The sequence below is a fragment of the Peredibacter starrii genome, assembly GCF_034259205.1.
In the GTDB taxonomy this organism is placed as follows: domain Bacteria; phylum Bdellovibrionota; class Bacteriovoracia; order Bacteriovoracales; family Bacteriovoracaceae; genus Peredibacter; species Peredibacter starrii.
In genome coordinates this window covers 2,597,211-2,609,958 of the sequence record NZ_CP139487.1, presented here as the reverse complement: position 1 = coordinate 2,609,958, position 12,748 = coordinate 2,597,211, and the positions used below count along the sequence as shown (strand labels likewise).

13 protein-coding genes are annotated in these 12,748 nt (G+C 42.7%); 7 read left to right on the top strand and 6 right to left on the bottom strand.

The window, feature by feature from the left end:
- Nucleotides 1-24 precede the first annotated feature (24 nt).
- The 5 genes from SOO65_RS13195 (at nucleotide 25) to SOO65_RS13175 (ending at nucleotide 6,991) form a co-directional block, all read left to right on the top strand.
- A complete protein-coding gene (locus tag SOO65_RS13195) occupies nucleotides 25-1,197 on the top strand; it encodes an outer membrane beta-barrel protein (RefSeq protein WP_321390727.1) in 1,173 nt (390 codons plus the stop codon).
- 154 nt (nucleotides 1,198-1,351) lie between these two features.
- Nucleotides 1,352-2,641, top strand: coding sequence for a thiolase family protein (locus tag SOO65_RS13190; RefSeq protein WP_321390725.1), 1,290 nt, complete (start codon nucleotides 1,352-1,354; stop codon nucleotides 2,639-2,641).
- A gap of 12 nt (nucleotides 2,642-2,653) precedes the next feature.
- Nucleotides 2,654-4,780, top strand: a complete 2,127-nt coding sequence (locus SOO65_RS13185) for a 3-hydroxyacyl-CoA dehydrogenase NAD-binding domain-containing protein (RefSeq protein WP_321390722.1) — start codon at nucleotides 2,654-2,656, stop codon at nucleotides 4,778-4,780.
- Nucleotides 4,780-5,949, top strand: a complete 1,170-nt coding sequence (locus SOO65_RS13180; protein ID WP_321390719.1) for an ABC transporter permease — start codon at nucleotides 4,780-4,782, stop codon at nucleotides 5,947-5,949. The genes SOO65_RS13185 and SOO65_RS13180 overlap by 1 nt, the downstream gene beginning before the upstream one ends.
- An 88-nt stretch (nucleotides 5,950-6,037) precedes the next feature.
- Nucleotides 6,038-6,991, top strand: a complete 954-nt coding sequence (locus SOO65_RS13175) for a hypothetical protein (RefSeq protein ID WP_321390716.1) — start codon at nucleotides 6,038-6,040, stop codon at nucleotides 6,989-6,991.
- On the opposite strand, the gene SOO65_RS13170 is transcribed toward SOO65_RS13175, so the two are convergent.
- Genes SOO65_RS13170 through SOO65_RS13160 form a run of 3 tightly spaced genes read right to left on the bottom strand, consistent with a single transcriptional unit; the run spans nucleotide 6,988 to nucleotide 9,436 of the window.
- Nucleotides 6,988-8,001: a tyrosine-type recombinase/integrase gene (locus SOO65_RS13170; RefSeq protein WP_321390713.1), complete on the bottom strand. Its 1,014-nt coding sequence runs from the start codon at nucleotides 7,999-8,001 to the stop codon at nucleotides 6,988-6,990. The two genes, SOO65_RS13175 and SOO65_RS13170, sit on opposite strands and share 4 nt — an antisense overlap.
- A gap of 41 nt (nucleotides 8,002-8,042) precedes the next feature.
- Nucleotides 8,043-9,044, bottom strand: coding sequence for a hypothetical protein (locus SOO65_RS13165; protein WP_321390710.1), 1,002 nt, complete (start codon nucleotides 9,042-9,044; stop codon nucleotides 8,043-8,045).
- A complete protein-coding gene (locus tag SOO65_RS13160) occupies nucleotides 9,041-9,436 on the bottom strand; it encodes a hypothetical protein (RefSeq protein WP_321390707.1) in 396 nt (131 codons plus the stop codon). The genes SOO65_RS13165 and SOO65_RS13160 overlap by 4 nt, the downstream gene beginning before the upstream one ends.
- A gap of 44 nt (nucleotides 9,437-9,480) precedes the next feature.
- On the opposite strand from SOO65_RS13160, the gene SOO65_RS13155 reads away from it, so the two are divergent.
- Complete coding sequence (locus tag SOO65_RS13155; protein WP_321390704.1) at nucleotides 9,481-10,614, top strand: DNA recombination protein RmuC; 1,134 nt, start codon at nucleotides 9,481-9,483, stop codon at nucleotides 10,612-10,614.
- A gap of 14 nt (nucleotides 10,615-10,628) precedes the next feature.
- Here the strand turns inward: SOO65_RS13155 and SOO65_RS13150 are convergent, their stop codons facing one another.
- Complete coding sequence (locus tag SOO65_RS13150) at nucleotides 10,629-11,138, bottom strand: ORF6N domain-containing protein (RefSeq protein ID WP_407677014.1); 510 nt, start codon at nucleotides 11,136-11,138, stop codon at nucleotides 10,629-10,631.
- Nucleotides 11,139-11,298: 160 nt separating this feature from the next.
- Nucleotides 11,299-11,616, bottom strand: coding sequence for a hypothetical protein (locus tag SOO65_RS13145; protein WP_321390699.1), 318 nt, complete (start codon nucleotides 11,614-11,616; stop codon nucleotides 11,299-11,301).
- Between the two features lie 139 nt (nucleotides 11,617-11,755).
- Here SOO65_RS13145 and SOO65_RS13140 point away from each other — a divergent pair, with 139 nt between their 5' ends.
- Nucleotides 11,756-11,887, top strand: a complete 132-nt coding sequence (locus tag SOO65_RS13140; protein ID WP_321390696.1) for a hypothetical protein — start codon at nucleotides 11,756-11,758, stop codon at nucleotides 11,885-11,887.
- Here the strand turns inward: SOO65_RS13140 and SOO65_RS13135 are convergent.
- Nucleotides 11,859-12,725: a polysaccharide deacetylase family protein gene (locus tag SOO65_RS13135; protein ID WP_321390693.1), complete on the bottom strand. Its 867-nt coding sequence runs from the start codon at nucleotides 12,723-12,725 to the stop codon at nucleotides 11,859-11,861. The genes SOO65_RS13140 and SOO65_RS13135 overlap by 29 nt on opposite strands.
- Nucleotides 12,726-12,748: the final 23 nt, after the last annotated feature.

Genomic DNA, 12,748 nt, shown 5'->3' with positions numbered 1-12,748 from the left:
TCATTTCCTTTCGAGGAGGAGTGTATGAAATCAAGAAACCTATTGGTATTGGCATTAGCTTTGAGCTTTGCCTCTGCCTATGCTCAGCAGGGCGAAGAGCAAGTTTTAAATTCGGCCCCAATTAACGTTGATGGTTATCTTGCAGAAGATAAACCGGTTACAGATGGCGAGTTAGAGCAAATTCGCGGAGAGCTCAAAAAGCAAAAGATGGGCACTCAGCTGAATAAAGAAAAGGCGAAAGACCTTGGAAAGCTGACAAACCAAACTGAGAAGTTACTTGATAGTCAGGATGAGTATATCGATCAAAAGATCGAGTCTACTCAGGCGATCAAAGAATTTAATAATAAGTACGAAGAGAATCAGAAAAAACTTCGTTGTATTATGGAAGAGTCAGATTCTGCTGAATGTGACCCTTACAAAAATAAATATCTGAAGAACAAACAAAAGCGTGCAGAAGCAGAGCCGGAAGTTGAACAACAAATTCAGGTTCAGCAAGCAGCTCCTGTAGTGTCTACTGCAGAAGTAGCTCCTGCGGTACAAACTGGTTCATTTGAAACAATCAAACTTCTTCCTTATGCTGGTGGTACTTCATACCAAGGTGAGAAAGAAGAACTTGAAGCATCACTTGCTGCCGGTCTTCGTCTAGAGTCAAATATCAACTCTCGTTTCTCAATCGGTGTTGGTGTTAACTATGCTCAGTTGAACACGAATGACTTTGGTGGAAACACTTATAATCTTAACCAAGGTTATTATGGTTACTATGGTCAGCAAGGTCGTGAGATCCAGTATAAATCAATGGGTCTAGATCTTTATGGTAAGTTCTTTATCACTAACGGTGAGCGTTTCCGTCCGTATCTTGGATTTGGTGCTGGTTACCAGCGTGCGAGTCTTAAGTATTCTGAGAACAACCCGTACTCTTACTATAACCCAATGTATGGTCAGCAGAACTTTGGTAACGAAGAGCACACAGCAAATTTCTTTAACGGAACTCTAATGGCCGGTTCTGAAATTATGATCACTCGTGGTTTCGGTCTTAACCTTGAGGCCGCTTATTCAACTGGTTTAAGCAGTGGTTCAAGCAAGAGCAAGAACAACTCTTTCAACTCGCCAGACGAGCAGCGTCTAAAAGATCTTGGTAAAGACATTACTTCAGCTAACGCACTATCAGTTTTTGCAGGTCTTGTTGTCCTTTTTTAGACTCCATCACCTGATGATACTCCCCTCGAAAAAAGGCTCCTAACGGGGCCTTTTTTTATGCCCGACCATTTTGCTTTTGTCTTAATCTCTCATCATTCCTGATTTAAAATATTCCTGTCTTAATCATTCAAAATCCCTATGAAAAGGAATTCATATGAAACCCGTATATCTCGTTGATGGTAAGCGCACTCCGCAGGTAAAAGCTGGTGCAGAAATTAAAGACATCGCTGCTCCTTATCTTGGTCACTATTTGATTCGTCACTTGGTGGACAAGTATGCACTTCCTCTGGATCAAATTGATGAAGTGATTGTGGGTAACACTGGAACTCCGGCAAAATATCCTAACGTAGGTCGCGTGATTGCATTAGAGGCCGGTCTTCATAAGAAAACTTCTGGATATTCTGTTCACCGTAACTGTGCTTCGGGAATGGAAGCTCTCTCTCAAGCTTACGATAAAATTGCTTCTGGTAGAAATCATCTGATTTTTGCCGGTGGTGTAGAGAGCATGTCTCAGATGCCACTCCTTTATAACAAAGAAATGACGAATTTCTTCGTTGAGCTTATGAAAGCAAAATCAACAGCTCAAAAGCTAAAAGTGTTCTCAACTTTCCGTCCGAACTTCCTTGCTCCTGTTATCGCCATTGAGCAAGGTCTGACAGATCCTTTCTGTGGAAGAAATATGGGGCAAACAGCAGAAACTCTTGCTCGCGAATTAGGTATTTCTCGTCGTGAACAAGATGAGTTCGCCAACATGTCTCACCACAAGGCCGCAGCCGCCACGAAAGAAGGAAGGTTCCGTGAAGAGATTCTTCCAATCACTGCTGGTAACAAGCTCGATAAGATGATTGCTGATGATCTTGGTTTCCGCGCGAATTCAACTGTTGAAGGTCTGGGAAAACTTAAGCCTTACTTTGAAAAAGAAACCGGGACGGTGACTGTTGGTAACGCTTGTCCGATTACTGATGGTGGTTCAATGTGGTTACTTGCTTCTGAGGAAGCAGTTAAGAAATATAATCTTGAGCCAATGGCCCGAATGGTGGATTACCACTTCCATGGTCTAGAGCCAGAAAGAATGGGTCTAGGTCCTGTGCTTGCTACTCACGGTGTTCTTAAGCGCACGGGTCTTAAGATGTCAGACATTAATCTCTTTGAATTGAATGAAGCTTTCGCGGCCCAGGTTCTTGCTTGTCAAAAAGTAATGAAAGATAAATCTCTCTCAAGCCGTTGGGGCATCGATGAAGTGATTGGCGAACTTCCACTTGAAAAACTAAACGTGAATGGTGGTGGTATTGCTTTAGGTCACCCGGTTGGTTCAACTGGTTCTCGTCTGGTAGTGACTCTTGCTCACGAATTAAAGCGTCGTAAAGAAAAATATGGTCTGGCGACTCTTTGTATTGGTGGCGGTCAAGGTGGAGCTGTCGTTATCGAAAACCTAAAAGTGTAATTGGAGTTCACTATGAGTTACCAAATTCTTACGGTTGAAATTAAAAATGAATTGATGTGGGTGGGTTTCGGGAAGTTCGAAAAGAAGTCCATGACGACTTTCACTAAAGAAACTCTGGAAGAGCTTAAAAAAGCAATTCTTGAGGCCGCTGAACTAGATAAGAAGAACGCCGTTAAAGGTCTGGTGTTCTTTTCTCATAAGCCAGGTGTGTTTCTTGCTGGTGTAGATATTTCTGTGATTAATGGTCTTAAGTCTGAGGCCGAAGCACTTCGCGCTTTGGATGAAGCTCACTCAATATTTAATGCTCTTGATGATCTTAAAATGCCGACAGTTGCTCTTGTAGACGGCATTTGTCTTGGTGGTGGTCTTGAGCTTTCACTTGCTTGTAAAAAAATCTTTATCTCGGATTCTCCAAAGACTGCTTTAGGTCTTCCTGAAGTGATGTTGGGAGTTCTTCCAGGTTTTGGTGGTACGTACCGTCTTCCGAAGAAAGTTGGTCTTACAACCGCCATGGATATGATTCTTACTGGTCGTCAGATCAGAGGGAAAAATGCCCTTAAGATGGGTCTGGCAGATGCGATGTTACCGACTGAGCGTATGCAGGAACTAGCGAAGACTTATCTCCTTGAGAAAAAGACAGGTAAGAAGAAATCAATGAAGGAAGAGATGAGTGCGGCCGCGATGGATAACTTCCTGACTCGTAAGATTATCTTTCAAAAGGCACGTGAAAAAGTTCTCGAGACTTCAAAAGGTTTCTACCCAGCTCCACTTAAGATTCTTGAAGTTCTAGAATCGGGTGCTGGTAAGAACCGCACAGATTATTTAACTCTTGAAGCACAGGCGTTCGCTGAACTTTCTCAAAGTGTGCAGTCTAAAAATCTTCAGCACATCTTCTTCCTGACTGATAATACGAAGAAACTTGAAAACAAAGACAAGCTTCCGACGGTCAAGAAAGGGGCAGTTCTTGGTGCAGGTGTTATGGGTGGTGGTATTGCCTGGTTGTTCGCTCAATCAAATCAAGCTCCGCTTATGAAGGACATCACTCCGGCCGCTTTGGAACTTGGTCTTAAACAGGCCTCTCAGAATTTCTCTGGTGCTCTTAAGAAGAGAAAAATGACTGAGGATGAATTCAATCGCAAAATGCGCTCAATTGAGCCGACACTTAACTTCGAGGGCTTTAAGGCCGTTGACCTGGTGGTGGAAGCAGTGGTTGAAAACATGGATCTAAAAAAGAAAGTATTCGCTGAACTAGAAGAATATGTTCGTCCAGATGCACTTCTGACTTCAAACACATCTTCACTTTCAGTTGAAGAAATGAGTAAGGCGCTTAGAAAGCCAGAGCGCTTCGCAGGTCTTCACTTTTTTAATCCAGTTAACAAAATGCCGTTGGTTGAGATCATCACTCACGAGCGTGCATCGAAAGAAACGATTGATTCACTTGTTAAGTGGACACTGGACGCAAAGAAAACTCCGATTGTGGTAAAAGACGGACCAGGTTTCCTTGTGAACCGTATTCTTGCTCCATACTTAAATGAAGCTGCTTTCCTTCTTGAGGAAGGTGTTTCAGTTGAGGCGCTTGATGAGGCCGCTCTTAACTTTGGTATGCCGATGGGCCCATGTCGTCTGATGGATGAGATTGGTCTCGATGTTTGTGTGAAAGTAGGGAAGATCATGCAAGATGGTCTTGGTGCGAGAGCGAATCCAAGTTCACTTGCCGGAAAACTTTACGATGCCAAACTACTTGGTAAGAAAAACAGTAAAGGTTTCTACCTTTACGATGAAAAAGGCAAGGTAACAGGGAAGAACCCTGACATTGCAAAACTTCTTCCACAGAAGAAAATTCGTAAAGACGAAATGGAAATTCAAATGCGCTTGTTCCTTCCAATGGTGAATGAGGCCGCATATATTTTCGCCGACAGAATTGTAGACAAGGCCTCGACGGTTGACGTAGGTATGATCTACGGAACTGGTTTCCCTCCATTCAGAGGTGGTCTATGTAAATGGGCCGATCAGGAAGGATTGGATCAGATTGCCGAGCGTCTTTCGAATTTCGCTAAAGACGTAAACCAAGATCGATACCAAATCGCTCCATTCTTATCGATGATGATCAACGATAAGAAAAAGTTCTACGACCTTTAATGAAAGTTTGGCCTTTTTTTAGATACTTCTTCTCGTATATCTTGAGAGCAAAGACTCGCCAGCGCCTGTTGTTTATCGCGGTGGTGGGTCTTTTCCTCTCGGCCTTCAGCCTGATGGTCATTCAAGGAATTATGGGAGGCCTTCAAAAGGGTCTTATCGCTCGTTCTAAGTCGATTCACGGTTCACACCTTATTATCTTCGATGAACCCACTTCTGAGTCATTAGCGCCGATTAAAGACATTCTGATTAAAGAAGGCATTCACTTTTATTCGGAGCTCGAAACCGAAGTGATGCTTAAGTCGAAAAACTTCGTGGCCCCGGCAAAGCTTCACGGGATTGATCTGGATGATGAGAAACCTGAGTTCCTTCAGGACAAAGACTTCAAAGGTCTGGTCATGGGAAGTGAACTTGCAGGTAAGATTCATCTGCAGTTCCTGGATGAAGTGCAAATCATCGCTCCCGGTGTGACTGATTCCATTATGGGTGAGGTTCCGCGTTTTGTGACCGAAACTCTATCTGACTATCTCTACACAGAACTTTCTGAGGTCGATGAATTTGAGATCTGGTCTCGTGTAGGAATGGTGCAAAACCTTCTGCGCGCTCCGGGTGTAAACCAAATTCGACTCTTCGGTAATGTGCCTGATGATGTTTTAGAAAAAGTTTTAGCGGTACCAACTCAAGTGGAGAAGCGCCATTTAAGTTGGGAGAAGATGAATGAGGCCCTGGTGTGGTCACTTAATCTTGAAACCAAGGTTATGCTCTTTTTATTCATCAGTATGAGCTTGCTCGTGGCGATTGCTATCACGTCTGGACTCATGATTTTTTACTCAAAAATCCGTCGTGACCTTATGAGTTTTTGGATTCTCGGTATGGCCCAAAAACAACTAGTAGGGTTGTGTTTTAAATTCACTCTGATTCTTTCAGCGCTGACTGTGGTGATAGGGGGAATTTTTGGCTACATTACACTAAAATTACTTGAGAAATTCGGTCACGATCTTATGCCCGATATTTTTGTCGAAAGACAGCTTCCAGTTCAGTTAGATTTCAGTCACATAGTGATGAGTTTGGTGATTCCATTCGGGATTTCACTGATTTTTAGTTATTTTTCGTTCGCTCACTTCCGTAAGGAAAATCAATCATTTGTAGCGATAGTCCGAAGTCTGGGATAATGGTCAGAATTTTTTAATAGTTTTTCCCAGATGAAGGTAAAATAAGAACGAGATTCAGGATGGATCTTCATCTGCATAAGAGGATTTTATGGCCCTTCAAAACATCACACAGTTTTTTGCATCATCTTTTATTGCTGAGAATGCACTGACTAAAACGTTGGGTGAAGAATTCGTTTTGTGTGAAAACAGAAATGTCGTTTTCCATTGGGCCGATTTCTTTGAGACATGTGATCTGATTAAAAATCAGATGCAAAACGATCCTGTGCTTTCTGAAGACTTCAAAAACCGTGAGGCGGCCCTTGCTCGCCTGGCGCTTATTCCAGTTTGGATTCGCACTGAAAATAAAGTTCACCAGACCACCATGCATGACCTGTATGAGAAATACATTCTGAATCAGACCCAGCTTTTGATCGGTGTTGACCCTTTCTGTCCGATTGAGCTTTCATTCATCTCGGGGACAGGTCCTTTTAAAGGCATGTCAGTTGCGGAGTGCTTCAATAAAACAACTTACAAAGATTTTGTCTTGATCAATCTTTTAAAGGGAAAACTTCCTAAGCGAGACTTCCGTATTCGCCTAAAATCAAAAGTGTTGATGGAATATGGTTCTGACTTCAATCAGGCCCATCTCGTTGCCCTGGAGCAAATAACGACCAATGGTCTATTGTTCTCAGTGGACTCTGATACCTTCATGAAAAAAATCTCTCAAAGTCCTCAGGTGCGTGTGCTCCTGAATACTGAGATGCTTGATGGTGGACAAGGTAAAGAGCTTCCAGAACTTAAAAATCACCTTTCTCAATTCGCCTTCAATTTGATGTATTCATCTAGAAAAGAAGACGCCATTCCATGCAACTTTGGGGATTTCTCAGTTCAATCGAGCTTTGATTTCTCAAAGGAGAAGAAGGTGTATCTTTTCATCTCTTATGAGAAGCTCGCTGCTGTTCATCCTGGAAGTGTGAAGAACATTAAAAACTTCGTGGCCCACACCAGAGAGCTTGTGAGAAATCACTATCAGAAAAATTCAGGAAATTTGAAGACCGCTTAACCGTTCTTTTTAAGATCGGCCTCGTAATCGACTTGATAAGCAGCACTCTTATCGAGGTTTTTACGGCGTTTATCGTAGCGCTCGGTAGTTGTGATATTCGAGTGGCCAGCAAAGGTCGCCACATCACGAATGGCCGCATGACGAGTATCCAGAAGGTGAGAAATTACGGTCGCTCGACATGAGTGAGGTGAGACCGACTTATTAATTCCAAGTTGCTTGGCGTATCTTTCGATCACTCGGAAAATGGTCGAACCATCCATTGGCTTTTCGTTTTTATGCTTAAGTTCAGTCTGGAGAAGATAGTCTTCAGGTCCTAGTTGAACTCCATTATCATTTAAATGAGCGACGTAGATTTTCACTTCTTCATAAACTGTTTCATTCATGGGAATCAAACGAAGTTTATCACCCTTACCCTGGATGCGTAGAACCCAGTGAGTGCGATCATGAACGATCTGATGCATTTTAAGATTAGTAAGTTCAGAGCGACGAAGTCCAAGATGAAAAAGCATCACCATGACTAAGCGATGAGTTTTGCCTTTATGCGTGCTCAGATCCGGAGCATTCAACATCTGAACAACTTCTTCATCATCAAAGGCCACAGTCGGTGATTCAGTCTGGACCTTTGGAAGTTTAACTGTGTCCAGAGGATTGAACTCAATTAAGCGAGCGGCAATCGCCCATTTCATGAAAGAGCGAATACATACCAGGCGGCGGTTGATGGTGGCAGAGGCGAGGCCCCTTTCCATCAGGTGATCACGATAGAGTTGAAAGTGGTAACTCTTGATCTCATTTGGATGAGACACCTGAACATTTCCTGACCTTAAAAAGTCGAAAAAAAATTGAAGGTCTTTGATGTAAGCGGTCTTAGTGTCTTCGGAAAGAAACTGCACCAGGAACTCATTAATAAAATCTCGAATATCAGATTTTTTTTGAGCGGCTTCCTGAAACTTTCGGGCCAGATCCTGGTTCACATGGAGAGTCAGGGCACTGGAATCTTTTTTCTTAGACATGCTCTTATTTTAGGGTAATTTGCAACTATTTCAATAGGGGACTATTCGGTCAAATACTGGACGAGGTAAGAAGAGTTTTTGAGTTTTTCATCGCTCATCCAGAAAGAGCCTTCTTCACGATTACAATCAATCCCTTTTTGGTAATAGGCGCAGGTCTTTCCCCAGGTATTGCGGACCTTGTATTCGCATTTACCCTTGTTCCAGCGACGGGCGGTGATGAGACTCGTGTGGTTCCCCGAAAAGCTCGCCACATGTTTAACGTCATAATAATAGGCGAGAGGACGGCCTCGGTTTAGAGTCTGGTTAAGAGTATCAAAAAAAGTTTTAGGTGCGGCCGTTTTTGGATAAAGAGTGTTCACGGTCCTGGCCGGAACTCGCACCATATTGTCCTTACAATACTGGCGCACCATCAGGTCCATGGTTTTGTCCACGCGGTCTTTCATGAGTGAATGTGAGACCATTTCAAAGTCTACACTGTTGAGACCATAATCGGGAAGCACACGACTGATCTCTTCGCAGATGATTTTTTCCTGAAGCTTCTTATTGATCACACTGAGCTTGATCTCTTCCATCTTACGAATAAGGCTCATCGTGGTTCGACCCAAGTGCTGATCAAAAGGCAGTGCCTTCTCAGTACAAACTTTGCCTCGCTGTTTTAGTGCGAGAATGGCGATATCTACAAATCCGCCCTCTTTAATGAATTTAAAATTTCCAGAGGTCTGCTTCTTAAGCGGTGATGGAGTTGGATCTACAACTTCTTTTAAGTAATCCAAGAGGCCCATTTCTTTGTATTGGCCATAAATGAGACTGGTATGGAGAGAAGATATGGGAGTTTTCATCTCGGCCGACATGAGGTCAGCCCCGGTAAAACCATAACACCAGCCAATGGAGTCTTGATTACGAGGAGTAGAGAAGTGTGCCTGCATTTCTTTACTGTCGCGGATATTCGGATTGGTATTTCTAATATCTGTGGGCGCGCAATCTTTTTGAGAAACCTGCGCCATGGCCGAAAAACTTAATACGAGCAAGAATAAGAACTTCATGGTTTCACCTTTTTGAAACTCATGAAGAGATGTTCCTGGTCTACATAGTAAGGGGCCTTAAAGCACATGGGAACTTTTTCTGATTTTCCACTTACTTCAGCAAAAAAGGGTTTTCCTTCAAGCTGGTAACATAAAGAAAATCCTGGACTCTGATCTGGAAAGAATTTGAATTCAATTTTCTTCTGAATGAAACATGTCTCGATACTCTTGCATTCTGCTGATAGGTAGCGCTCAGTTTTTTTATTAAAACAAACTTTTACTTTCTTCTCATTGTGGATAATTTCAACCAGCTCACAGGCGTGAACCATTTCTACTGAAACGAGAATGAGGGAAAGAGCAAAATACCTCATAATAACCATTCGGTTTGGTCGGGTACAATCTTTAGCTTTCATTTCTGTTTTGGCCCAGAATATAATTGAGTTATCAAGGAGTTAGAATGGCATTGGTTATTTTGAGTGCTATTGGGGCCTTTATCGCAGGTCTTGCTGTTTATCACTTCCGCGTCCAGAAGCTTTTGCTTGAGCATGGAATCTTGAAAGAGAAACTCGCCATTCAGGAAAAGGTCCATCAAGAGGCCTCTGAAAAACTTGAATTAAAACTTAAAACACTTACTCAGGAAATCTTCGAAGAAAAGTCTCGTCGCTTTCGTGAAGACTCACTTCGCGGAATGGAACTCGTGCTAAATCCTTTCAGAGAAAAAATGGCCGACTTTCAAAAGCGCGTGGAAGAAATGCATCTCACTGATACCAAAGATCGTTTGAAACTTCACTCTGAAATTGAACGCATTGTGATGACCGGTCAGAAGATGACTTCTGAGACGGAAAACCTCACGCGTGCCCTTAAAGGTGATGTGAAAATGCAGGGTAACTGGGGTGAGATGATTCTCGAAAAACTTCTAGAGGCCTCTGGCCTTCGTAACGGAGAAGAATTTATTCTTCAAGGTAAGGAGATGGGTCTAAAAGATGAAGAGGGTCGCACCATGCAGCCGGATGTGATCATCAATCTTCCTGAGAATAAGCATTTGATCGTGGACTCGAAAGTGAGTCTTGTTGCTTACGAGCGCTTTGTGAATGAAGGACAAGAAGAAGATCTTTCTCACTTCTTAGATTCTCTCTATGCTCACATCAAGGGTCTTTCTTCTAAGAACTATCAGCGTCTGGATAAGCTTCAAACTCCGGATTACGTGATGCTCTTTATTCCTATTGAAGGTGCTTTCATGCTCGCCATGCAGAAGGATCGTGAGCTCTTTAATCACGCTTGGGACCGCAATATTATGCTGGTTGGTCCATCGACATTACTTGCGACTCTAAGAACGGTTGCGAGCCTCTGGAAGCAAGAACGACAAACGAAGAATGCAATTGAGATCGCCCGTCAGGCCGGTGCTCTATACGACAAATTTGTAGGTGTCGCGAATGATCTGGATAGTATGCAGAATCAAATTAAGCGTGTTGGGGATTCTTTTGAGGATCTGAAGTCGAGAATGTTGACTGGAAAGGGAAGTCTCGCTTCGAGGATGGAAAACTTAAAGGAGCTGGGAGCGAAGACAACGAAAAGTCTTGAGCTATCTTAGGTCCCAGTGAAGAATTAGTTTTTAAGGCCAATTTTTTTTCTAATACGAGGAAGCTTTGGGGTGACTGCTTCTTCATATGCCGCCATTTGATTATCAGCATGATCTAACCTTTCGAAGACAATTTTAAAAAGCTGATTTGTTTCTTTTTGAATTTTATCTACTCGTTTTTCGAGTGGGCTTCCCATTGCTAAAAAGCTTCTGAGTTTTGTGAATGCTCTCATAATAGTAATGTTGACTTGAATGGCCTCCTTACTATGAAGAACACTTGAAAGCATGGCGACACCGTTTTCAGTGAAAAGGAAGGGACTGTGTCGGAAATGATTTTCATGACTTGAGCCCTCTAAGGTCACAATTTGTGACCTTAGTGAAGCTAACTCACTGGAATTTGGCTCAATTAAGAAGTCCTCCGGAAAACGTTCTCTATTTCTTTTAACGGCCTGATTAAGGGCCTTCGTCTCAACTCCATAAAGCTTTGCGAGATCACTATCCATCATCACTCGTTGACCTCGAATGGTGTAGATCATTGCCTCAATTTTTTCGATATGAAATTCCACAGAATTCTCCTTGAATAAAATAGGAGAAATAACTTTGAGTTGGATGGTTCTTCAAGATTCAGGAGAGGGGGAGATGAGATAATTCGTTTTTGGAGCAAAAAAAAGCCCCTCTTTAGAGGGGCTTTTTTATTTATGGATGTCTTACGAAAACACAGTTACCAACTGCAAGGGCACTCACTTTCATATAGCGGCCTTGAGCTGTATTGGCAGTTTGAACGTTTCTTTGACCGATAGCTGGATTCTCAAGATAGTAAGAAGCGCTTCTTTCGCAGTAGCTATATAGGTTGCTCATAGCACGACCTTCAGCAATCTTAGTTAGTTCAGCTTGTTGAGCTTGAGCTGAAATTGATTTATCAACTGTGCTTTCAGCTTCTCCGGCTTGTTTCATAAGACCGGCAAATGATGTAAGTGAGAAAGATAATAAAGCAATTACAGTGAGAAATTTCATGCTTGATCCTTGGGTGTAAGTTTAATGCGCCCATAAATCGCATGAGTTTGGATCTGAGTCGACTGTAAAAAGTACAATCGTTTAAAAATTACTCATATTGGGCTCAAGTTTGGAGGAGAATCTCCGAAGAGGTGAGCCCATGAAAAACTTCATCCTAGTTATGACGGCCGTTGCAGGAATTTACTTTTTAAAAGTAACGGTGAAACGTGATCCTGTCGTGATGAAGCCCACTCTTGAAAACACTACAGCTTACAATTCTTCGTCACACTAAATTCTTCGACCTTATCTAGTGGAATGATCTCGAGATGATTTTCTTGAGCATACTTTAAGAATAGTTCTGTTCCACCAACTGAGCTTTCTTGAATATCATGCTGAAGCACCACACCCCCTTGGGTCGGTTCTTCAATCTCGGTGCGAACTTTCACTTGAGTCAGCTTCCCATTCACTCTCATCGTTTTATAAGTAATGAATTTCCCGCCTTCGTTACTCGCCTTGAAGTTCTGGAAGACTTCCTGAGGACTCATACCGGGAATCCAGTCTCCTGAATCAATGTCCCAGAAAGCAAACTGAATGCAGTTATCCTTCAGGAGCTCTTTGGAGATCTCTTTTAACGTGTTCATGTGGTGATGATCCTTACGTCCACCATAGGCCGCATAAGGAAAACGGTAATAGAACTTATTAAAGGGGTGTCCGGCCTTCTTATACCACTTAGATAGGTCTAAGAAGGACTGCTTAACCTTGGTCTTCCATTCGTCTTTAGTGATCTTAGTCGAGTTATCATGAGCGCGACCATGGGAGGCCAGGATATGGCCTTCATCCAGAATGCGTTTCACGATGTGGAAGTTTGAATCTGTAATTTGAGAGGTGACCACGAAGAATGTCGCCTGCACTTTGTATTTTTTAAGGGTATCAAGGATTTTAGGGGTCTTCACACCATGAGGACCATCATCGAAGGTCAGGGCGTATTTACCCGTTCTATGAAGCGAAGGGGCGCCGTATTGGGTGTAACCCTTATCAAGGTTCGTGTACTCGCGATCTTCCGGATATTGGTCGATCCCCGCATGAGTGGTCATAGGAATGAGTAATAGGGCCAGGAGCCAAGTTTTCATAGTTAAACCTCAAATAGATGAGG

Bases quoted from the DNA above. Each gene is read 5' to 3' on its own strand.
- SOO65_RS13195 (WP_321390727.1), top strand. From the start codon at position 25: ATGAAATCAAGAAACCTATTGGTATTGGCATTAGCTTTGAGCTTTGCC.
- SOO65_RS13190 (WP_321390725.1), top strand. From the start codon at position 1,352: ATGAAACCCGTATATCTCGTTGATGGTAAGCGCACTCCGCAGGTAAAA.
- SOO65_RS13185 (WP_321390722.1), top strand. From the start codon at position 2,654: ATGAGTTACCAAATTCTTACGGTTGAAATTAAAAATGAATTGATGTGG.
- SOO65_RS13180 (WP_321390719.1), top strand. From the start codon at position 4,780: ATGAAAGTTTGGCCTTTTTTTAGATACTTCTTCTCGTATATCTTGAGA.
- SOO65_RS13175 (WP_321390716.1), top strand. From the start codon at position 6,038: ATGGCCCTTCAAAACATCACACAGTTTTTTGCATCATCTTTTATTGCT.
- SOO65_RS13170 (WP_321390713.1), bottom strand. From the start codon at position 8,001: ATGTCTAAGAAAAAAGATTCCAGTGCCCTGACTCTCCATGTGAACCAG.
- SOO65_RS13165 (WP_321390710.1), bottom strand. From the start codon at position 9,044: ATGAAGTTCTTATTCTTGCTCGTATTAAGTTTTTCGGCCATGGCGCAG.
- SOO65_RS13160 (WP_321390707.1), bottom strand. From the start codon at position 9,436: ATGAAAGCTAAAGATTGTACCCGACCAAACCGAATGGTTATTATGAGG.
- SOO65_RS13155 (WP_321390704.1), top strand. From the start codon at position 9,481: ATGGCATTGGTTATTTTGAGTGCTATTGGGGCCTTTATCGCAGGTCTT.
- SOO65_RS13150 (WP_407677014.1), bottom strand. From the start codon at position 11,138: ATGATCTACACCATTCGAGGTCAACGAGTGATGATGGATAGTGATCTC.
- SOO65_RS13145 (WP_321390699.1), bottom strand. From the start codon at position 11,616: ATGAAATTTCTCACTGTAATTGCTTTATTATCTTTCTCACTTACATCA.
- SOO65_RS13140 (WP_321390696.1), top strand. From the start codon at position 11,756: ATGAAAAACTTCATCCTAGTTATGACGGCCGTTGCAGGAATTTACTTT.
- SOO65_RS13135 (WP_321390693.1), bottom strand. From the start codon at position 12,725: ATGAAAACTTGGCTCCTGGCCCTATTACTCATTCCTATGACCACTCAT.